Here is a 22507-nt window from a genome sequence, read left to right as displayed (position 1 = left end):
TTGTTGGCAATATAGTCAATATAGTATTGGATGTATTATTAGTATGGAATTTTGGAATGAAGGTAGATGGAGTAGCTATAGCTACTTTATTTTCTCAATTATTTACATTAGTATTAGGTATTAAATTCATGTTCAGTTCTAGTGGATTTAAATGTAAAGATGTATTAAATAAAAATATATTAGATAAGAATGAAATACTTAATAAGATATTTGCTAATTCAGATTTTATAATACGTACTATATGTCTTTTGATAGTGAATAATATGTTTATGGCAAGTAGCTCATCTTTTGGAACTGAGATACTTGCAGCAAATACTATCATTCTACAACTAGAAAGTGTGATTTCATATTTATTTGAAGGATTAGCAAATGCATCTAGTGTATTTGCAGGAAGGGCAGTAGGAAATAAAAATAGTAATTTATTAAATAATACAATAAAGATAACCTTTAAGTGGAGTTTTATATTTATGGTTTTACTTACTATACTTTATATATTTTTTAGAGAGAGAGTAATTTTTTTATTTACAAGTATAGAAGAAGTTGTTACAAATGTTAAGATTTATGATTTTTGGATAATCATTTATCCATGTATAGCATGTATGAGCCTTACATTTTATGGGGTTTTCACTGGAGCTATGGAAACTAAAGCGATAAGAAACTCTACATTTTTATCAATGATATTATTTATAATAACTTTAAAAATAACAGCTCCTATATTTAAAAATCATGGTCTTTGGTTTGCGTTTTTAACATATTATTTTGGCAGAACTATATTTTTATTAATTTACCTAAGAAAATTGAATAGCAATATAAAAGATAAAGCTGCTATTTAGCAGCTCTTTTTAATTCAGATATGTTAACTGTTTTTACTAATGATGTTACAACAAGTACACCTAGAGTTATTGCACCACCAACGAATAGCACACTAGAACCTTTAGATATTGCTAAGGCGAAATTACTTTGTACTAAGTAAAGCATGGTCTTATACATACCAAGTCCAGGGACAAGAGGTATAATTCCGGGAATCACAAAAACTATAGCTGGTTGCTTTAATTTTCTTGCTAGTATTTCACTTACTAAAGAAACTAAAAAAGCAGCTATAAAATTTGAAAAAGGATCATTATATGTAAATGTATATAAATAATAATATACACTCCACCCCAATCCTCCGGTAAATCCACATGGAATCAATGTAGATTTAGGTGCATCTAAAAATACGGAAAAGCCTATAGTAGCAAAGAATGAATATAAAAAATGCATATAAACAGGCATATTTGTCATTAAAGTATACCTCCTAATCTGATCCAAATATCTAAAATAATACCAACTCCGCAGGCAATACTTATAGCAGTAACAGTCGCGTCAAAAGCTCGAGCTACACCGGAAATTAAATCTCCAGAAATTAAGTCTCTAATTCCCTTAATAAATGAAACACCAGGAAGAAGAGGCATAATAGATCCTACGATTAGCATGGTTGGTGTATCTACTATATTAATATGGGATAATAAAACCCCAATAAAGGCTATAAAAATAGATGCAATTAAGCTAGAAAATGCAGGTATACTACTCAACTTCATAGTTTTATTGTAAATAATAACTGCTAAAATAGATGTAATAAAGGTAGATATAAAAGTTTGTAAGTTATCTCCACTTAAAACACCTGCGAAAAAGGCTGAGCCAATTCCTGTACAAATATAAGCTACTATAGGAGAATATGAATTTACACTATTTAATCTTTTTAGTTCTATCATAGCATCTTTAACGGATAAATTAGTATCATTTACAAATTTCCTAGAAAGGCTATTTAATAATGAAATTTTGTTTAAATTTATAGATCTAGACTTTATAGTTTTCATAAATGCATAACCATCAAATCTATAATCAGAAATGATTATAACTGTAGGAGACGTAAAAACATTTATATGGTTAAAACCTCTAGACTTACAAATCCTAAGTATTGTATCTTCAACACGATAAGTTTCAGCTCCATTTATAAGCATAAGTTCACCAATAAATAGTGCCAGTCGAAGAACATTTTTTTTATAATCATGATCAAACTCTTTGTCCATAAATAAACCTCCTATAAATTTAGCAAGAGTTATAATTTATTTTTCCTAAATAGTCCATCTTATATTTATGTAATATAAAAAAACTAGGTTTTATCTTGTAAACTTATTGGTAAGTATAAAATACAAATTTAAATTTTATTTACAAGATACTAGAACAAGTTGTTCTAGTATTTTTATGTGTTTAAATAATTGTATATAATTTACATTATGATATAGTAATATTGAGTGGAGGTGTTGAATTTGAAATTACAAAAACCTGGAATGAGAACTATAAAAACCGGTATAGGTGTTATGTTGTGTATATTAGCTGGAAAGTTAAATATAGCTGATAACACTTTTTATGCTGCAATATCTTGTGTTATATGCATGCAAGCAACAGTAAAAAGTTCTTTAGTCGTAGGTAAAAATAGGTTAAAGGGTACATTTGTAGGTGGTGTAGTAGGATTTTTATTTGTAAGTATTAGACCTGGTGACCCTATATTATCATGTTTAGGAGTAATTGCGACTATATATATATGTAATATTTTAAATATAAACAAATCTATAAATATTGCATGTATAGTATTTTGCGCTATAGAATTAGGAACTGGAAGTTCAAATCCATTGAGCTATTCTATTTATAGAATATTAGATACATCGATAGGTATCCTTATCGGAGTAGCTGTAAATTATATAATATATAGACCTAACTATTTAGATAAAATCTATAATGAAATTAAAACAATAGAGGATAAATCTATTGAGCTATTAAGATATGAGGTTGAAAATGGAATTCATATGGATAAATCTTCTTTAATTAAAGATATTTCTAACCTTGAAGCACTATATAAAAAATTCTTAGAAGAGCTAGAATATAGTAATTCAGAAATTGATGATAAAAAAATTAACAATATAATAGAGATTTGTAAGCAGATATACATGCATCTTCAAGTTTTAGAAAGTATGAAGAAAAAATGTTATATAAATGAAGAAAATTATAATAAATGTAAAGATTTATATGATGAATTAGCTAATGATATAGAAATAAAAGATGATATAAGTCCAGTTTATAACTATCATATAAGTATCGTAATTCAGCATATAAATGAAATTCGTAATATATATGAAGAAAAATCAATTAGCTAGCAAAGCGAACTCTAAATAGAGTTCGTTTTTTTATATATAGAGAAATAAAATATAAGTAAAAATTTTTAGAAAATTTTAAAAAGTATGTCGAAAAATGTTTACATTTAAAAATTAACATTATATAATAAATTAACTGAATATTAAAAAAAGGAGAAGTCAATATGGAATTAATAGGAATATTGATAATTATAATTGGATTTGCGCTAAAATTAGATACTATAGCAGTTGTAGTTTCAGCTGGAATTGCTACAGGGTTAGTTGCAAATATGAGTATAACAGAAATTTTAAGTACCTTAGGAGAGGCATTTATAACAAATAGAACAACTTGCTTATTTATGCTTACAGTACCAATAATAGGATTATGTGAAAGATATGGGTTAAAAGCTAAAGCAATAATGCTTATAAAAAAAGCAAGTAATTTATCAACAGGAATACTATTAAGTGGATATACACTTATAAGAGAAGCAACGATAGCAATGGGGGTTACATTAGGTGGTCATCCTCAGTTTGTTAGACCATTAGTAAGCCCAATGGCAGAAGGTGCAGCCATTGCAAAGTATGGAGAATTAGACGAAGAAGACTTAGATAAAATAAGAGCTTATTCAGCTGCATCAGATAATATAGGTAATTTCTATGGTCAAAATATATTTATGGCTAATGCAGGAATACTTTTAATAGCATCAACATTAGAAGGTCTAGGAATGAATGTAGATACACTTCAACTGGCGAAAGTAGCTATACCAGTGGGTGTTTTAGCTATAATACTATGGGTTTGTCAAAATAGATTATTAGATAGAAAATTAAAGAAAAAATATATGTCTAGAAAAAATAATGTAGGAGGTGCAGAATAATGGATATAGCAAAGCTTTCAAATACATTATTAGAAATATTTTATATGATGATAGGGTTATACATGATAGTTACTATGGTGTTCACTATAAAAGATAAAAATCATAAAACAAGAATAGGAACTTCAATATTTTGGGGAACTCTAGCAATAGTGTTTATGTTTGGAAATTACATACCAAGTACACTAGTAGGAATATTAGTAGTGTTAATAGCATTATTATCAGTGACTAAACAAATAAATATAGGAACATTAAAGCAATTAGATGAAACGTTTACTAATTTAAAAGCAGAAAAATTAGGTTTAAAAATATTTATACCATCTTTATCAATAGCAGTAGTAGCAATGATTATAGCATCGTTTACATCTTTATCAGGAACAGTAGCAATAGGTATATCAGCTACAGTAACTTTATTATTAACATTTGTAATAACTAAAGCAAATGTTGGTGAATTTTTAGAAGATAGTAATAGAATGTATCAATCAATGGGAGCATTTACAATATTACCTCAATTATTAGCTTCATTAGGCGTTTTATTTACAGCAGCTGGAGTAGGAGATAAGATATCTTCTATAATATCTGGGGTTATACCAACTGGAAATATATTAGTTGGAGTTATAGCTTATTGTGTTGGTATGGCATTATTTACAGCTATAATGGGTAATGCATTTGCCGCATTCTCAGTTATAACAGTAGGAGTAGGTTTACCATTTGTATTTGCTCAAGGAGGAGATCCTATAGTATGCTCTACTCTTGCGCTAACAGCTGGATATTGCGGAACGCTATTAACTCCGATGGCAGCAAACTTTAATATGTTACCTGCAGCATTACTAGAGCTTAAGGATAAAAATGCGGTAATAAAAGCACAAGCGCCAGTGGCATTAGTATTACTTATAGTTCATATTTTCTTAATGTATACTTTAGGTTTTTAATTTAAATTAACAGATATTTTTAGGAGGAAATTATATGAAAATATTATTAACAGGATTTGATCCATTTGGAGGAGACGCAGTAAACCCAGCAGAAGAAGCTGTAAAAATGGTAAAAGACGAGATAAATGGTGCTCATGTAATAAAAATAACTATACCTACAGTTAGAACTAAGTCAGTTCAAGTTATAGAAGATGCAATAAAAGAGCATAATCCTGATTTTGTAATATCTGTGGGACAAGCTGGAGGTAGATTTGACATAACTCCAGAAAGAGTAGCTATAAATATAGATGATTTTAGAATAGAAGATAATGAAGGCAATCAGCCAACTGATGAAGTGATACAAGAAGATGGTCAAGCTGCATACTTTTCAAATTTACCAGTAAAAGCAATGGTAAAACATATGAATGAAAATAATATACCAGCAACATTATCTAATACAGCAGGAACATTTGTATGTAATCATGTTATGTACGGAATATTATATATGATAGATAAAAAATACCCTAATATAAAAGGTGGATTTATACACATACCTTACATGACTTCTCAAATTATAGATAAGAAAAATACACCATTTATGTCTTTAGATGAAATAGTAAAAGGACTTGAGCTTGCAATAGAAGCATGTACTTTGTATGATAAAGATATAAATGCTATAGGTGGAGAAATTTGCTAATGAAAAATATAAATGTTTTTGTCTATGGAAGTTTAAGAGATGGATTTTTTAACTATGAGAAATATTTAGCTGGTAAGGTATTAGAGAAAAAAACTGCAAAGTTAGAAAATATGAGATTATATCACATGCCTTATAAAGGATATCCAGCTATAATATCAGGTGAAGACATTGTAAATGGAGAAATTATAGTGATAGATCCAAATTTCTATGAGGAAACTATAAAAGCAATGGATGAAATGGAAGGATTTAAAGGAAAAGATAATCCAGAAAATGAATATGATAAGATAATTCTTGAAGTTAAGAATATAAGCGATAATGAAATTGAAAAATGCTTTGTTTACTTCTACAATAAAAATAATGATCAACGTTTTGAGAAAGAATCAATTTATATTCAAAGTGGGGATTGGAAGAAATATATGCTTAGTAAGTAAAAAAGGAATGTCTAAAGTGATTTTAATCATTTTATGACATTCCTTTTTTTTAAGATTGAAAGAAAAACTTAGAGTTTTCATAATGATAAGTTACCTTAGAAGCATTAAAAAGAACTCCTGATGTCAAATAAACTTGTTCATCTACTATTAATGCAGGATCCCCAGAATTTAAACCTAATAAACTAGCAGATTCACTGTCTAATTTTTCTATAATCATATAGATATCAGAAAATGCAAAATTTAGATTTAATGCTTTTTCTAAATACTCGTAAATTGAACATTCTACTATATCTTTAGTTAGATAGGGAACAATGCTCTTTTTATAGTAAGCTTCTTCAATACAGAAAATCACATCATCTAAGTATCTTAATCTTTTTACCATATAAACTTCATCACATTCATTACATTCTAGTAAGTCTGCAATTTCTTTTGTTGCATTAATAAGATTAAATTCTAAAACTTTTGAAGTTACTTTAGAACCTTTAAAGTTATTTGTGAATCCAGGAACTGTTGAGAAGTTAACGTATCCTTTTCTATTTTTTCTTCTAACAAATATTCCACTACCTTGAACTTGATACACCATGCCTTTTGTTACTAATAATTCTAAAGCCTTAACTATAGTACTTTTACTAACATTGTAATCAGAAGCTAAAGTTTCTACTGTAGGAAGCTTTGTTCCTTGAGATAAATCATTATCATATATGTAATTTTCAATATCATTTGCAACTTGTTGATATTTCAGCATATTTACTCCCTCATTACTTTAATCATATTTTGTATAAGTATAGCATAAAACATAAATTAATCCAAGTTAATGAAAATGTTTGCAAAAACTGTTGACTAATTATACCGGTATAATTACAATATAAATATACAATAAATTTATCAAGATACACTTTGGGATAAAATTGATTAAATGGGGGAATAAAAATGTCAAATAGCATTCGTGACTATGAAAAGTTAGCAGTGGATATTATTGAAGCTGTTGGTGGGGAAAAAAATATAACAGGCGCTGCAAGATGTGCAACAAGGCTTAGGTTAGTATTAAAAGAAACACCTAAAGATGCAGTAGATAAAGTATCTTCACTTACTGGTGTTATAACTGTGGTACAAAATAATGGACAGTTCCAGGTTGTAATAGGGACACATGTAGGGAAGGTATTTGATAAGGTATCAAGTATAGTTAATTTAGAAAATTCATCAGATGAAAGTGAAGCAAAAGGAACTATTTTAAATAGGGTAATAGCAACAATGTCTGCAGTTTTTGCACCTTTTATATACATATTAGCAGCAGCAGGTATATTACAAGGATGTTTAATATTAGCAAATTTAGCATTTCCAAATTTTTCAGGTACAGGTGTAAATCAAGTATTAGATTTTATATCTTGGGCACCATTTACCTTTTTACCAATATTCATAGCTATAACAGCATCTAGACATTTTAAATGTAATACATATATAGCGATAGCATGTTGTTGTGCATTAGTAAGTCCAACTTGGTCTGATATAGCATCACAAATAGCTAATGGATCAGTTGTGAGCTTTATGGGAATAAAGTTATCAGAAACAGTTTATACTTCATCAGTTTTACCACCGTTATTTTTAGTATGGATATTATCATATGTTGAAAGATTTGTAGAAAAAAATTTACCAGAAGTGGTTAAATCATTGTTTACACCTCTTTTATGTATGGTAATTATGGTACCACTTACAATAGTAGCAATAGGACCAGCTTCTGATGGTTTAGCTACAGCAATAGCAAATGGATATAATTATCTGGTTGCTTTATCACCAGCAGTCGCAGGTGCAATAATAGGTGGATTATGGCAAGTAGTAGTAATATTTGGAGTTCACTGGGGAGTAACTCCTATGGTATTAGCAAACTATGATATGTATGGTATGGATACATTCCAAGCATTCCAAACAATGGCAGTTGTTGCTCAAGCTGGAGCTGTTTTAGGAGTATTTGTAAAAGTAAAAAATAAACAGACTAAGAATATAGCACTTTCAGCTGGTATAACAGGAATATTTGGTATAACGGAGCCAGCTATATATGGAGTAAATTTAAAGTACAAAAAGCCTTTTATATGTGGTTGTATAGCAGGAGCTGTAGCTGCAGTAGTAGCATCTTTCTTTAATGCTCACTACTATGCGTATGCAGGACTTCCAGGTGTACTAACAGTAGTAAATGCTATAAATCCAAGCAATCCAACATCAATAGTAGGAGAATTAATAGGTTGTGCAATAGCATTATTTGGTGCAATAATATTAGTTCAAATAGTTGGATTTGGAGAAAAAGAAGAAGAAAAAGAAGTAATTGAAACAATTACTAGTATGGAACCTAGTTTAATAAATAGTAATGAAGAAATAAAAAATCCTATAAGTGGAAAAGTTATAGCACTTTCAGAAATATCTGACCCAGTGTTTTCTTCCGGGGCTATGGGAAAAGGAATTGCAATAGAACCAAGTGATAATAAAGTATATGCACCATTTGATGGAACTGTAGAATTTATAGCAGAATCTAAACATGCAATAGGTCTACGTTCTGAAAATGGAGTAGAGCTATTAATACATGTTGGTATGGATACAGTTCAAATGAAAGGACAAGGATTTGATATAAAAACAAAAGTTAATTCGAGAGTAAAATGTGGAGATTTACTTCTAGAATTTGACAGAAAGGCAATAAATTCAAAAGGATATTCTTTAATTACGCCAGTTGTAATAACTAATTTTGATTCTTATGAAGAAAGTGCATTATGCATAAATGAAGAAGCTAGTTACGGAAAAACAATAATTAATCTTAAAGCAGTACCACAAAATATATAATTATTAAGGAGAGATATTATGAATCAATTACCAAAAGATTTTTTATGGGGAGGAGCTTTTGCAGCTCATCAATTTGAAGGTGGATGGAATGCAGGTGGAAAAGGTCCTAGTGTTATAGATGTAATGACTGCAGGTGCTCATGGTGTTCCTAGAGAAATTACTGAAACAATTATGCCAGATAAGTTTTATCCAAATCATGAAGCTATAGATTTTTATGGAAGATATAAAGAAGATATAGAATTACTTGCAGGAATGGGATTAAAGTGCTTAAGAACATCTATTGCTTGGACAAGAATATTTCCAAAGGGAGATGAATTAGTTCCAAATGAAGAAGGACTTAAATTCTACGATGATGTATTTGATGAACTATTAAAGTATGGAATAGAACCAGTTATAACATTATCTCACTTTGAATTACCGCTTCATTTAGCTAGAGAATATGGAGGATTTAGAAATCGTAAATTAATAGATTTCTTTGTTAGATTTGCAGAAGTATGTTTTGAAAGATATAAAGATAAAGTTAAGTATTGGATGACTTTTAATGAAATAAATAACCAAATGGATACTAATAATCCAATATTCTTATGGACTAACTCAGGTGTAACTCTTAAAGAGAATGAAGATCCTAAAGAAGTGTTATATACAGTTGCTCACAATGAACTATTAGCAAGTGCAAAAGCAGTAATAAAAGGGCATGAAATAAATCCAGACTTCAAAATAGGTTGTATGGTATCTCATGTTCCTATATATCCATATTCTTGTAATCCAGATGATATAATGGCTGCAGAGGAAGCTATGCGTCAAAGATTCTTCTTCTTAGATGTCCATACTCGTGGATATTATCCAAGTTATGCAGTAAAAGAATTTGAAAGACAAGGATATGATATAGGTATACAAGAAGGAGATGAAGAAATACTTCGTAAAGGAACAGTTGATTATATAGGATTTAGTTATTATATGTCTACGACAGTTAAATCTGATGTACATAATGATAATACTGGAGATATAGTGAATGGTGGATTAGAAAATGGCGTTGAAAATCCATATATAAAATCTAGTGATTGGGGATGGGCAATAGATCCAGTTGGTCTAAGATATACATTAAATCGTATATATGATAGATATCAACTGCCTATGTTTATAGTTGAAAATGGATTTGGAGCAGTAGATGTAGTTGAAGAAAATGAAGAAATTCATGATATAAATCGTATAGATTATTTAAAACAACATATAGAAGAAATTAAAAAAGCTGTAAATTATGATGGAGTAGACTTAATGGGATATACTCCATGGGGAATAATAGATTTAGTATCATTTACTACAGGCGAAATGAAGAAGAGATATGGTATGATATATGTAGATCGTGATAATGAAGGTAATGGTACTATGAAGAGGTTACGTAAAGATTCATACTTTTGGTATAAAAGAGTTATAGAATCTAACGGAGAACAAATCGAAGTAGACAATGTAAAAGAAAAATGTTTTTAATAAATTTAAAAACAAACTAAAAGTCACTCTGATTAAATCAGAGTGACTTTTAGTTTGTTTTATATTACCGTTATGAACATTATAAGTGAAAATACAGTTGAGTTTTATAATTAAATTTTACTGTCTAAAATTACAAAAAAAGGATTAAAGATTTGTGTTAAATAAGATTATTTGAAATGATTAATAAGGGTATATTAATTAATAAATCTAAATTAAAATAAAGGAGGAAAAATGACTTATATAAAAAATGCAAATAACATGGGATGGAATTTTGATAATACGTATATAAATTTATCTGATTTTTTTTATAGTAAAATTAATATAGATCCAGTATCATCACCAAAGTTAATTATATTAAATGAGCAATTGGCAAAAAATTTAGGTTTTAATATTGATTCCTTAAAAAGTTATGAAGGAACTTTAATATTCTCAGGAAATAAGAAAATAGAAGGTGGAGAATATATTGCTCAAGCATATGGAGGTCACCAGTTTGGGCACTTTACAATACTAGGTGATGGAAGAGCTTTATTAATAGGAGAGCAAATAACACCGTTAGGTGAAAGATATGATATTCAACTTAAAGGTTCAGGAAAAACTCCATACTCTCGTGGAGGAGATGGAAGAGCGGCACTTGGTCCAATGCTTAGAGAATATATAATAAGCGAAGCAATGTATGGACTCGGAATTCCTACTACGCGTAGCTTAGCTGTAGTTAAAACTGGTGATCCAGTAATTAGAGAAGATATAAAAAAAGGTGCAATATTAACTAGAGTTGCTTCAAGTCATATTAGATTTGGTACATTTCAATATGTATCGAGCTTTGGGTCACACCAACAACTTAAAGATTTAGCTGATTACTGTTTAAAAAGACATTTTCCTCATATCAAAGATGATAGTAATAAATATATTAATCTACTTAATGAGGTTATAAAATCTCAAGCAAGTCTTGTTTCTAAGTGGCAATGTGTAGGTTTTATACATGGAGTTATGAATACGGATAATATGACTATAAGTGGAGAAACAATTGACTATGGGCCATGTGCATTTATGGATGAATACAATCCTAATACTGTATTTAGTTCTATAGATAGAAATGGAAGATATTCATATAAAAATCAACCTATTATGACAGAGTGGAACTTATGTAGATTTGCAGAATCATTATTACCTTTGCTAAATGAAGATAGGAATAAAGCTATACAAATAGCTCAAAATGCTATTTCTAACTTTTCTGAGATATATTATTCAAATTGGATATCTATAATGAGGTCTAAGCTTGGATTATTTGATGAAGAGGTTGAAGATAAATCTATTATTAAAGATTTGCTTAATATGATGGAGAAGTATAATGAAGATTATACTAATACATTTATCTCATTAACATTTGATAATAATAAAGAAAGTTCAATGTATAATAGTCAGGAATTTAAATATTGGTATAAATTATGGCAGGAAAGATTACAAAGACAAGGAAAGTCAAAAGAAATGGTTAAAGGACTAATGATGAATTCAAATCCAGCTGTAATTCCAAGAAATCATAGAGTTGAAGAAGCTCTTGATGCTGCTAATAAAGGTAATCTTAATGTTATGAAAAGACTTCTTGAGGTTCTATCTAAACCATATGAACATTCAAAAAAACAAGAAGAGTATTCTAAATTACCTAAGCCATCAAATTGTCCTTATAGAACTTATTGCGGAACATAATAAAAATAACAATACTAGAAAAAATTTTCTAGTATTGTTATTCTTATAAAGATATTCTATTGAAATAGATATAAATATATGATAAATTGTTTTTACAATAAAATAATGGCAAATTTGGAGAAATCCAAAGACGCAAAGCTAAAGGGGCTAAGGTAATTATTACTATGCCAGCCAGTTGCCGAAGAATATTTATTCTTTGTTCTTATAAAATAAGATTATATTTATTTAATATATTTAATTAAATATAGATTAGGTTGTAATGATTTATATGGAAACTATCCTCTTTCTTAAGTTAGGATAGTTTTTTTATTGCAAAATAAAACTAAAGAATTAAGATTTTACCGGAATACCCTTAGCTACAATAAATTTATAAAAGGGAGATTTAAATTTGAAGATGAAAATTTTATCAAAAGCTATAGCATCTATGACTATAGCGTCAATAATATCTACTAATGTAGCTATTATTGCAAGTGCAATAGAGAATAATACAGGCCATATAACTCAATTAAGCAAAGTTTCTATATTAGAAAGTAAAGGATGGTTAGAAAGTATAAGTGTTGAATGGAAGCCGATAAAAGAGGCTAAAGGGTATAATGTTTATTATAAGCTAGCCTCTGAATCATATTATAAATATAAAAAAATAGACGATGAACTAATAAGGCAATACTCATCATATTTTAGAGCAGATATACTGGGGCTTTCAGAAGGCGAATACATTATAAAAGTAATTCCTACAATAGATAATAAAGAAGAGGTATCTTTACAAGGAATAATAACAGATATAGAAGTTAAAAATCATACAAGAGAAGGTTTTGGGTTCTCTAAAGAATCTCCTATGAAGACTAGCTCAGGAGGATATAATGATAATGGAACAGTTAAGAATGATTCAAAAATAATATATATAACATCAGAAAATGTTAATACAGTAACGTTAGATGTTATTACTAATAGCAAAGGTAGTAAAACTAAATGTACAGGTATAGTAGATATACTATAAAAACGTCCAAAAGGTTATGATAAAACACCTTTAATAATACGTATGATTGGAGAAATAAAAGGATCAGATATTATAGGACTTAATTCAAGTGGATATTTACAATTAAAGGGAATATATAATGTTACTTTTGAAGGTGTAGGAGAGGATACTACAGTATATAAATGGGGATTTTTAATTAGAGATTCTCATAATGTAGAATTAAGAAATGTTGGTATAATGTTATTCCCAGATGATGCAATTTCACTGGATACAGGTAATGAGAATATATGGATTCATAATAATGATATATTCTATGGAAGTGCAGGAAGTGATGTAGACCAGGCAAAAGGAGATGGTTCAGCTGATGTTAAGGGAAAATCAACCTATGTAACAATTTCATACAACCATTTTTATGATTCGGGTAAAGCTTCACTTTGTGGAATGAGTGATACTGAAGAGTTTTTTGTAACGTATCATCATAATTGGTTTGATCATTCAGACTCAAGGCATCCTAGAATAAGAGTCGGTACAGTGCATATTTATAATAATTATTTTGATGGAAATTCAAAATATGGAGTTGGGGTAACTAAAGGCAGTTCAGCTTTCGTAGAAGCTAGTGATTTTAGAAATACTAAATATCCAATGCTTATTTCATTACAAGGCAGTGATATATATGGAAATGGTAAAGGAAACTTCTCAGGTGAATCTGGTGGTATGATCAAAGCATATAACAACAAGATATCAGGTGAATCAAGAATTGTATATGCAAGTCAAAATTCAACACAGTTTGATGCTTATTTAGCAATTTCGAGAAATGAAATAGTTCCAAGTACATATAAGACTTTAAGTGGAGCAAATACATATAATAACTTTGATACAAGTTCTAAAATGTATGAGTATACTCCAGATAATATAGAAGATGTAAGAGGTATTGTTACAAACTATTCAGGAAGAGTAAATGGTGGAGATTTTGAGTGGAAATTTACAAGTGCTGATGATATTAGTTCTAGCGTAAATATAGAGTTAATGAATGCAATCAAAGGATACAAAAGTCAATTAATTTCTATTGGTGGTGGATCAATAGAAACATTAGAGCCAGTAATACCAGATGAACCACAACAACCTGAAGAAATTCCACCAGTTACACCAGAAGAACCGGAAAAACCAGAAGTAGATCAAACACCATCGACTCCTGATGAATCAATAATAGTTAAGCATAACTTTACAACGGATAATAAAAGTAGTAACTTCTTTGATATATCAGGAAATCTTTCAAGTACGAAAGTAACAGTAAAATATAATGATTTAAAACTTACTAAATGCTTAAAAATGGAGTCTTCAACAAGTATTAAATTTATAACTGAAAATAATTCAAAACTTATATTGGTATTAAATTCAACATTTAATAAAGACGTGGTGATTGATGGACAAGAATATACTGCAAATAACGGAGTTATAGAAATGGAATTAGAAGTAGGAGAGCATATAATAACTAAAGGTGATACAGGTAATTTATATTACATAGGTTTAGAAATAAATAAAACATTTAAAGCTAATGAAAGATTGAATTCTCAACAGGTCCTGTATATATAGAAATTAATAATGATAATCAAGAGGTTATAAACAGGGAAAAATATTATAACTCGATAGATTTATAAAGGGAATATAAGAAAATAATATATTATTATAATGAAAAATCATATGTTTAAGACTATTACTATATTAGAGCAGAACCTATAGATTAAGAGAAAACTCTACGGAGAGTTTATTGAATGATTTTACTAAATAGTTTAAATTATATCTAAGGAGTGATGTTAATGGACTGTAAAAAAATAGGTAAATTAATATATAATCTAAGAAAAGAAAAGAACATGACACAAAAACAAGTAGCTGATTTAATGAATATTAGTGATAAAACAATAAGTAAATGGGAAAGAGGATTAGGATGTCCAGATATATCATTACTTTCAGAGTTAGCAGAAATCTTTTGTGTAAGTGTTGATAGAATATTAGAAGGAGAGATAAATTTAAACAACTTAGTAGGAGGAAATATGAATAAATTAAAATTTTATGTATGTCCACAATGTAATAATTTAATGACAGCTACGGGCAATGCAGAAATATCATGTTGTGGGAAAAAATTAGAAGCATTAGAAGCAAAGAAATCAGATGAAAAACACGTTTTAAATATAGAGCCTGTGGAAGATGAGTTATATATAACGTCTAATCACTTCATGGACAAAGAACATTATATATCTTTCTTAGCATATTTAAAAGGAGATAGTGTACTTATTGCAAAGCAATATCCTGAATGGGATCTTCAACTTAGATTGCGTAAGCGAGGACACGGAAGATTATTCTATTATTGTACAAATCATGGATTATTTTATCAGATAGTATAATCTGTTAAATGTAAAAAGTGTAGATAAGTTTGTTTATATAGACTATCTACACTTTTTATATAATTTATTTAATAAATAATTGCTTACTCTCATTTTCTTTATTTAAAAGATTTCTTATATAATTAATGTCATCAACAATATACCTATGCTGAACTTTAGTACCATCAAATTTACATAATTTAAATGTAAGCTGAATAAAATAACCTAATCCAAGTGCACTAATAACAGTTCCTATTCCAACAGTACCACCTAAAAAATAACCTACACTAAGTGCTATAATTTCCATTAGTCCTCTTATAAGTGTTAGCGATTTACCTGTTCTTTTTTGAATTGCAACCATCATACCATCTCTAGGACCACTTCCAAATCCAGAACCTAAATAAAGTACACATCCAATTCCCATAAAAAACATTCCGACTAACATCATAATAAGCCCAGGAATAAAGTTATTAGCTATAGGAACTAGATTATTTAACATTAGAATATCCATGAGAACTCCAACTAAAATCATATTAATAATAGTACCCCAACCTAAATTCTCACCAAGCACTATATCAATAATAACGACTATAACTCCAATTATAATACTTGCTTTTCCCATAGTTATACCTGTTAGATTATATATACCTTCGTGTAATACATCCCAAGGTGACAAACCTAAGTTAGCATTTATCATCATTACAATACCTAAGGCACAAAAACAGAATCCTACTATCATTTTAAAAAATCTGAATATAACTGATTTCAATTTACTTATACTCCCCTCAATAATAATATCCTTATATAGGATACCATAACTATCATAATATTTATAAAAAATGACTGCAAATAATTTGAATTATTTGCAGTCATTTTACTATCTTAGAATAGTATAAATCATATATGCAACATATATAATAACTAATATTAAGCCATGCTTTTTTACAAGAGAAGAATCTTTCTTCATAAATAAATATAAAAGAACTGTTATAGCAACCATAAATGCTATATCTATTAAAGCGAACATGCTTATAGTTATAGGATAAATTGTAGTGGCTAATCCTAAAACTAATAGTATATTAAATAAGTTAGATCCAATAACATTCCCAATAGCTATTTCAGTTTCACCCTTTTTTATAGCAACAATAGATGTAACAAATTCAGGTAAAGATGTACCAACAGCAACAATTGTTAACCCAACTAAGTTAGCACTCATACCAAATGAAGTTGCTATAGAAGTAGCAGAATTTACAACCATATCACCGCCAATAACTATACCTATTATACCTATGATACATAATAATAATGTTTTAAGCATAGGAATTTCACTTACAACTTCATCTTCTATAGCTGTTGTAGCAATTTCATCTATAGATGAATTTTTACTAGATGCTTTTGCACTTTTTATAGTATTTATTAAGAAGTAAGTAAATAAGGATAGTAAAATAATACCTTCTATTCTACTTATTTTTAAATCTACTCCGAATAATAATAGAATAGCACTCACAATTATTAAAAATGGAGCATCTTTTTTTATTGTATTTTTCTCCACAGGCAATTTAGCTATTAAAGATGATACACCAAGAACCATAAGGATATTAAAAAAGTTAGAACCAACAACATTAGCAACACTCATATCATTTTGACCAGCTAATGATGATGTTATACTTACAGCTGCTTCAGGTGCAGATGTTCCCATTGCAACTATAGTAAGTCCTATAATCATAGAAGGAACGTTAAATTTTTTAGCTATAGATGCAGCACCTTCTACAAATATATCAGCTCCTTTTATTAAGAAAAAGAATCCTACAATTAAAATTAAAAATGACATCTCAATTCCTCCAAAATAAAATTTAATATAATCATCTAAAAGAATAGAATACCATAATTAACGTTAATTTACAATTTATAAGCAGAGTATTAGTAGCAATTATTATCTTAATTAGTGTAGATTTTTTATTGTAAAGAATATATTATAAAAATGTATATAGAAGGACATATGTCCTTTTAGGAAGTATAAAAATAATGATAAAATAATTATAGAACAAATCATTTGTTCGTTAGGAGAAAATAAAATATGCAAGAAAGCTTGTTTTATAATCGGATAAAAGATAAAAAAGTAAAAGACTTTATAAATAAAATACCTAATCATATAAAAAGGCAATGTAAATTAGTAAGATTTGAAAAAGGGAAATTAATAGTACTTAAAGGAAATAGTATTGAAAGTGTATATATAAGTTGTGAAGGAAATATGCAAGTAAAAAATGAGTTTGAAAATGGGTTTGTATATAGCTTTGCAAATGTCAAACCGATAGCATATATTGGCGTAATGGAAATTATGGCTAATCAACTAACTTACTCTTCAACTCTTCAAACTACTACAGAGTGTATAGTAATAGAAATTCCTAAAAGGGATTTTATTAAATGGATTCAAAATGATCAAAAATTGACATTAGAAATTCTACATTTTGTATCAAAGACTATGTATGATCAATCATTAAGTACTGGAGAAGTACTTGCATATCCAGCAATATGTACATTAATAAACTATTTAATTAATGTTTTTGAGAATGAAGATAAAAATATAGTATTTTTAGAAAAAACTAGAGAAGAAATAGGCTCAATATTAGGTTTTTCTACTAGAACAATCAATAGAAACTTAAAAACATTAAAAGAGGAAAATTTAATTTCAGTAAGTAGAAAAGGTATTACAATAACAAAAGATCAGTTTTATAAACTATCAGAAAAATTGGATTCAATAAAATAATTTTTAAATATAAAATACATATAAATTTAGGGGGAAATACTTATGGAACAAGTATTAAACATTATAAAAAATGAAACATTAACTTACAACCAACAAGTACTGCAATTAGCTGGACAAGCTGAAAGTACTCTTAATGTATTAAATATAGATGAAGAAACTAAACCTCTTCTTGATGCAGAAATAATCTGCACTATGTTTGAAGGAAATGCACCTTATAGACCAAGATATGTAATACCTAATTATGAAGTATTAATGGAAAAAGGATGCGAATTTTTAGATCTAAAACCACCAACAGATATATGGGAAGCTACTAATAGCTTACTTATACTATATAAGCATGTACCATCGATAACTTCGTACCCAGTATACTTAGGAAATATAGATACATTATTAGAGCCGTTTGTAAAAGATGAAGAAGAAGCATATAAAGCTATAAAATTATATCTAACTCATATAGATAGAGCGCTTACAGATTCATTCGTTCATGCCAATATAGGTCCAGTAGATACTAAGGCAGGTAGACTTATATTAAAAGCAATGAAAGAGCTAGAGTGTGCGATGCCTAACTTAACAGTCAAATATGATAAAGATATAACATCAAAAGAGTTTATAGAATTATGTGCAAGTACAGCTTTAGTTACAGCTAAGCCTAGTTTTGCAAACCACAAAATGGATACGAAAGATTTTGGAACTGAAAACTATGCTATTGCAAGTTGTTATAATGGATTTATAATAGGTGGGGGTGGATATACCCTAGTAAGATTAGTTCTTAGTAGATTGGCACAAACAGCAGAATCGATAGAAGATTTCTTAGATAATAAGTTACCTTTTGCTGCTGAAAAGATGCTTGAATATATAGATGAAAGAGTAAGATTTTTAGTAGAAGAGTCTGCATTCTTTAAGTCAAACTTCCTTGTAAAGGAAGGGTTTGTAAATAAAGATCTGTTCACAGGAATGTTTGGAATGGTTGGACTTGCTGAAGCAGTAAACTATTTATTAAATGCTAGAGAACAAAAGGATAGATTTGGTCACTCAAAAATAGCAAATGATCTAGGTGAAAGAATAATAGAAAAACTTAATTCAATAGTAACTTCATATAAATCTAAATATGTAGGATGTTTTAATGGAAATCATGTAATGCACTGTCAGGTAGGGATAGATTCAGATACAGGGATATCACCAGGGTGTAGAATACCTGTAGGTGAAGAACCAGAAATATTTGAACATATAGTTCAATCTGCTCCGTATCATAAATATTTCTTTAATGGTATAGGGGATATATTTGTATTTGAAGATACTTATAAAGATAATCCAGAAGCTATAGTAAATATTGTAGATGGAGCATTTAATAATGGCATAAGATATATATCAGCATATTCAGGTGGATGTGATGTTGTTCGTGTTACTGGATATCTTGTTAAAAAATCAGAGGTTGCAGAATTAGAAAGTGGAAAAGCAGTTAAGAATAATGCTACAGTATTTGGTATGAATGCTAAAAATGGAGCAAAAGCATTTGATAGAAGGCTTAGAGATTAATTATGGCTTTAGTAAATAAAATAATACCATTTTCTTGTATAGATGGACCAGGAAATAGAACGGCTATATTTTTCCAAGGATGTAATTTAAGGTGTACTTATTGCCATAACCCAGAAACTATAAATATGTGTACTAACTGCGGCAAGTGCGTTTTAACTTGCCCAGTTGAGGCACTAAAAATAGAAGATAAAAAGGTAGTTTGGAATAAAGATATATGTGTAGAGTGTGATAATTGTATAAAAACATGTGAAAATTTATCAACTCCAAAAACAATAGAATATTCAGTAGAAGAATTATTTGAAGAAATAAAAAAAATAAGACCATTTATACAGGGTATAACTGTTAGTGGAGGAGAATGTACACTTAATGCAGATTTCTTAGTGAAATTATTTACTAAGGTAAAAAGAGAGTTAAATCTTACTTGTTTCGTTGATACTAATGGGACATTAGATTTAAGTCAAAGAGAAGATTTAGTAAATATTACTGATAAATTTATGTTAGATGTAAAATGTATGGATAAAGATGAACATATAAAAATTACAGGTAAAAAAAATGAGATTGTAATAAAAAACTTGCATTATCTTTTAGAAAAAGATAAACTTCATGAAGTTAGAACTGTAGTAGCACCTAACTTAAATAATGAATATACAATAAAAGAGGTAGCAAAAATTATAGATAATAAATGTAGATATAAACTTAATGCTTATAGAAAATATGGAGTAAGAAAAGAAGGTTTAGAACTTCATGGGGAAGTAGGTCCTAATGAAGAAGAAATGAAAAATTTCTACAATTATACAGATATATCTAATAATATATAAAATAAATATTGTAAAAAATTTATTTTGATGATATTATTTAAGAGAAATTAAAATTTTATAGGCAAATTTAGAGAAATCTAGAGACGCAAAGCTAAAGGGGCTAAGGTTAAAAGCTATGCCAGCCAGTTGCCAAAGAATAACTATTCTTTGTTTAAGCAGAAATCTTATGCTAATAGTATAGGTATATTTTCTGTTGTTTATTTGGATTGGCAACTACCCTTTTATTAACAAGGGTAGTTTTTTTATACGAACGGTATATATTATGAAAATAATGTTATTGATATTAATTACATCATCAATAGCTATTAATATATCACCAGAATTAAATATTTTTACTGACGAAGTAGGAGTAGGTATCAAAGACACGAAGTTGTCACAAGCTGAAAATAAAAAACTAATTGAAACAGAAAAAATAAACTTAAAAACTTATTAAATTATTCAAACTTACTAGATATAAGTAGGGCTGGAACAACTAATAATACTATAGAAAAGTGGAATAATTTTAAGAATGCTAGAAGTAGAACTAAACAAACTTTATATGATACAAACAAAACTATAGAAGAGTTAAGTTATATAAGATGGTATTTACATTACTGTATAGAAGAATTACAAGTAAAATAGATATATTAAAGCTATATAATTAAAAATTAATATAGAAAGTTTCAAACTCCAATTATTTAAAATATCCATGTATAATTACTATTTAGTTATGCATGGATATTTTTATTGGTAAAATCTCAATATATATTAAGTTTATTTTAAGGTTTGAATAGTATTATGAAAAAATACTTGATATATATTTAGGTAAGGGAGAAATATAAAAATATGATAAACAAAAGAATAAATAAAGATCCATTTAAAGTTATATCCATAATTTTATTAATTTTATTTGGTATTAGTATTTATATAATGCTAAATAATAAAGACGAAAATAATGTTGTATTAAGTAATAAGGTTAAGTGTACTTCACAAGAAGATAAAAAAATAGTAGTTATAGATATGGGTCATGGAGGAAATGATGTGAGGGCACAAAGTATAGATGGAGAAACTAGTGAAAAAGACATATCTCTTGAGATTGGTCTTAAAGTCACTGAAATAATAGGAGAGAATAGTAACATAGAAGTGTTAAATACTAGAGATACAGATGAATATTTATCTTTAAGTGATAGAATTGAATTTTGTAATGATAATAATGCTGATATATTTGTATCTCTACATTGCAATGCAGATCCTAATGGAACATCATCAACTAATGGAGTTGAAACATTTTATTGGAAAAACGATACAGATGAGTCATATGATCTTGCTAATTCAATTCAATCAAGTATAATAAACAGTTTAGATGTTAGGGATAGATAAGTTAAAAGAGATGATTATGCTGTTGTTAAAAGTACTGATTGTCCTTCTGTATTGGTTGAAATGGGTTTTTTGACTAACAACGTAGAATTGAATAATTTATCAGATGAGGAGTATCAAACCAAGATGGCACAAGCTATAGTAGATGGAATACAAGAATACTTAAATATTGAATAATTTTATAAAATAAGAACACTATAAATAAGAATATTTAAGTTGAATAAGAGGTGATGTATATGTCTAGTAAACCAGTTGATCCAAATGCAAAAGAAGCATTAAATCAAATGAAATTAGAAATTTCAAATGAATTGGGTATAAATAATAGTACAAATGGTGCTAATGATACTTCTTTCAAAAATGGAGAATTAGGTGGAAGAGTTGGTGGGCAAATGAGCAGAAGATTAGTTGAAATGGGAAAAGAAGCATTATTAAGACAATATAATAGTAAAAAATAAAAACAAAGTATGGATTATATATATGATAATCCATACTTTGTTTTTTTATGTATATATATTAAATTATATTATTTATATTAAGTATTACTAAATACAATTTAGTAAATAATAATCAACAT

At 28.3% G+C, this 22507-nt stretch carries 22 protein-coding genes, 1 pseudogene and 2 riboswitches; of the genes and pseudogenes, 18 read left to right on the top strand and 5 right to left on the bottom strand.

Annotated features, from left to right (window positions below):
• The first annotated feature begins 26 nt into the window (after positions 1–26).
• A complete protein-coding gene (locus tag I2A66_RS05420; protein ID WP_195251165.1) occupies positions 27–833 on the top strand; it encodes an MATE family efflux transporter in 807 nt (268 codons plus the stop codon).
• Here the strand turns inward: I2A66_RS05420 and I2A66_RS05415 are convergent.
• Both I2A66_RS05415 and I2A66_RS05410 read right to left on the bottom strand, forming a co-directional pair.
• Positions 826–1281, bottom strand: coding sequence for a threonine/serine exporter family protein (locus I2A66_RS05415; RefSeq protein WP_147516264.1), 456 nt, complete (start codon positions 1279–1281; stop codon positions 826–828). The two genes, I2A66_RS05420 and I2A66_RS05415, sit on opposite strands and share 8 nt — an antisense overlap.
• Positions 1281–2069, bottom strand: coding sequence for a threonine/serine exporter family protein (locus I2A66_RS05410; RefSeq protein ID WP_122640121.1), 789 nt, complete (start codon positions 2067–2069; stop codon positions 1281–1283). Before I2A66_RS05410 ends, I2A66_RS05415 begins: the two co-directional genes overlap by 1 nt.
• Before the next feature lie 240 nt (positions 2070–2309).
• On the opposite strand from I2A66_RS05410, the gene I2A66_RS05405 reads away from it, so the two are divergent.
• The 5 genes from I2A66_RS05405 to I2A66_RS05385 all read left to right on the top strand — a co-directional run bounded on the left by I2A66_RS05405 (position 2310) and on the right by I2A66_RS05385 (position 6081).
• The gene (locus I2A66_RS05405) at positions 2310–3194 is read left to right on the top strand and encodes an FUSC family protein (protein ID WP_122640120.1); all 885 of its coding nucleotides are present in this window, start codon (positions 2310–2312) and stop codon (positions 3192–3194) included.
• A 161-nt stretch (positions 3195–3355) separates the two neighbouring features.
• Entirely contained in the window at positions 3356–4045 is a 690-nt protein-coding gene (locus tag I2A66_RS05400; RefSeq protein WP_147516265.1) for a DUF969 domain-containing protein, read from the top strand.
• Positions 4045–4974 (top strand): DUF979 domain-containing protein, encoded by a 930-nt coding sequence (locus I2A66_RS05395; protein ID WP_147516266.1) that lies wholly within the window; start codon positions 4045–4047, stop codon positions 4972–4974. The genes I2A66_RS05400 and I2A66_RS05395 overlap by 1 nt, the downstream gene beginning before the upstream one ends.
• A gap of 34 nt (positions 4975–5008) precedes the next feature.
• A complete protein-coding gene (gene pcp, locus I2A66_RS05390) occupies positions 5009–5650 on the top strand; it encodes a pyroglutamyl-peptidase I (RefSeq protein ID WP_122640117.1) in 642 nt (213 codons plus the stop codon).
• Complete coding sequence (locus tag I2A66_RS05385; RefSeq protein WP_195251163.1) at positions 5650–6081, top strand: gamma-glutamylcyclotransferase family protein; 432 nt, start codon at positions 5650–5652, stop codon at positions 6079–6081. The genes pcp and I2A66_RS05385 overlap by 1 nt, the downstream gene beginning before the upstream one ends.
• A gap of 49 nt (positions 6082–6130) precedes the next feature.
• Here I2A66_RS05385 and I2A66_RS05380 read toward each other — a convergent pair whose 3' ends face one another.
• On the bottom strand, positions 6131–6826 hold the full coding sequence (locus I2A66_RS05380) for a GntR family transcriptional regulator (protein ID WP_147516268.1): 696 nt from the start codon (positions 6824–6826) through the stop codon (positions 6131–6133).
• 185 nt (positions 6827–7011) lie between these two features.
• Between I2A66_RS05380 and I2A66_RS05375 the strand changes: the two genes are divergently transcribed.
• The 6 genes from I2A66_RS05375 to I2A66_RS05355 all read left to right on the top strand — a co-directional run bounded on the left by I2A66_RS05375 (position 7012) and on the right by I2A66_RS05355 (position 15477).
• Entirely contained in the window at positions 7012–8907 is a 1896-nt protein-coding gene (locus I2A66_RS05375; RefSeq protein WP_195251161.1) for a beta-glucoside-specific PTS transporter subunit IIABC, read from the top strand.
• Between the two features lie 18 nt (positions 8908–8925).
• A complete protein-coding gene (locus I2A66_RS05370) occupies positions 8926–10395 on the top strand; it encodes a 6-phospho-beta-glucosidase (RefSeq protein ID WP_147516270.1) in 1470 nt (489 codons plus the stop codon).
• A 231-nt stretch (positions 10396–10626) separates the two neighbouring features.
• A complete protein-coding gene (locus I2A66_RS05365; RefSeq protein WP_147516271.1) occupies positions 10627–12099 on the top strand; it encodes a protein adenylyltransferase SelO in 1473 nt (490 codons plus the stop codon).
• Positions 12100–12196: 97 nt separating this feature from the next.
• Positions 12197–12282: riboswitch (cyclic di-GMP riboswitch) on the top strand.
• A 205-nt stretch (positions 12283–12487) separates the two neighbouring features.
• Positions 12488–13096 carry a hypothetical protein gene (locus I2A66_RS17125; RefSeq protein ID WP_243238666.1) on the top strand — a complete coding sequence of 203 codons (609 nt, stop codon included), beginning with the start codon at positions 12488–12490 and terminating at the stop codon, positions 13094–13096.
• A 42-nt stretch (positions 13097–13138) separates the two neighbouring features.
• The gene (locus I2A66_RS17120; protein WP_243238665.1) at positions 13139–14668 is read left to right on the top strand and encodes a pectate lyase family protein; all 1530 of its coding nucleotides are present in this window, start codon (positions 13139–13141) and stop codon (positions 14666–14668) included.
• A 224-nt stretch (positions 14669–14892) separates the two neighbouring features.
• Positions 14893–15477 (top strand): helix-turn-helix domain-containing protein, encoded by a 585-nt coding sequence (locus tag I2A66_RS05355; RefSeq protein ID WP_195251158.1) that lies wholly within the window; start codon positions 14893–14895, stop codon positions 15475–15477.
• 64 nt (positions 15478–15541) lie between these two features.
• Here I2A66_RS05355 and I2A66_RS05350 read toward each other — a convergent pair whose 3' ends face one another.
• Together I2A66_RS05350 and I2A66_RS05345 are read right to left on the bottom strand one after the other, a co-directional pair.
• The gene (locus I2A66_RS05350; RefSeq protein WP_243113376.1) at positions 15542–16225 is read right to left on the bottom strand and encodes a YczE/YyaS/YitT family protein; all 684 of its coding nucleotides are present in this window, start codon (positions 16223–16225) and stop codon (positions 15542–15544) included.
• A 108-nt stretch (positions 16226–16333) separates the two neighbouring features.
• Positions 16334–17287, bottom strand: coding sequence for a calcium/sodium antiporter (locus I2A66_RS05345; RefSeq protein WP_122640111.1), 954 nt, complete (start codon positions 17285–17287; stop codon positions 16334–16336).
• Positions 17288–17533: 246 nt separating this feature from the next.
• Between I2A66_RS05345 and I2A66_RS05340 the strand changes: the two genes are divergently transcribed.
• From I2A66_RS05340 to I2A66_RS05310, 6 genes and pseudogenes are all read left to right on the top strand, one after another.
• Positions 17534–18223, top strand: a complete 690-nt coding sequence (locus I2A66_RS05340) for a Crp/Fnr family transcriptional regulator (RefSeq protein WP_122640110.1) — start codon at positions 17534–17536, stop codon at positions 18221–18223.
• A 42-nt stretch (positions 18224–18265) separates the two neighbouring features.
• Positions 18266–19759 carry a YjjI family glycine radical enzyme gene (locus I2A66_RS05335; RefSeq protein ID WP_122640109.1) on the top strand — a complete coding sequence of 498 codons (1494 nt, stop codon included), beginning with the start codon at positions 18266–18268 and terminating at the stop codon, positions 19757–19759.
• A 2-nt stretch (positions 19760–19761) separates the two neighbouring features.
• The gene (locus tag I2A66_RS05330; protein WP_195251156.1) at positions 19762–20577 is read left to right on the top strand and encodes a YjjW family glycine radical enzyme activase; all 816 of its coding nucleotides are present in this window, start codon (positions 19762–19764) and stop codon (positions 20575–20577) included.
• A 50-nt stretch (positions 20578–20627) separates the two neighbouring features.
• Positions 20628–20711: riboswitch (cyclic di-GMP riboswitch) on the top strand.
• A gap of 128 nt (positions 20712–20839) precedes the next feature.
• Positions 20840–21010, top strand: coding sequence for a hypothetical protein (locus I2A66_RS05325; protein WP_164489039.1), 171 nt, complete (start codon positions 20840–20842; stop codon positions 21008–21010).
• Positions 21011–21402: 392 nt separating this feature from the next.
• Positions 21403–22110: pseudogene (locus tag I2A66_RS17115) on the top strand (N-acetylmuramoyl-L-alanine amidase family protein).
• Positions 22111–22169: 59 nt separating this feature from the next.
• Positions 22170–22388: an alpha/beta-type small acid-soluble spore protein gene (locus I2A66_RS05310; protein WP_147516275.1), complete on the top strand. Its 219-nt coding sequence runs from the start codon at positions 22170–22172 to the stop codon at positions 22386–22388.
• Positions 22389–22507: the final 119 nt, after the last annotated feature.

It is taken from the genome of Romboutsia sp. 1001713B170207_170306_H8 (genome assembly GCF_015550495.1).
GTDB lineage: Bacteria > Bacillota > Clostridia > Peptostreptococcales > Peptostreptococcaceae > Romboutsia_E.
Note: the sequence above shows the minus strand (reverse complement) of the source record. Positions and strands in the feature narration are given on the sequence as shown.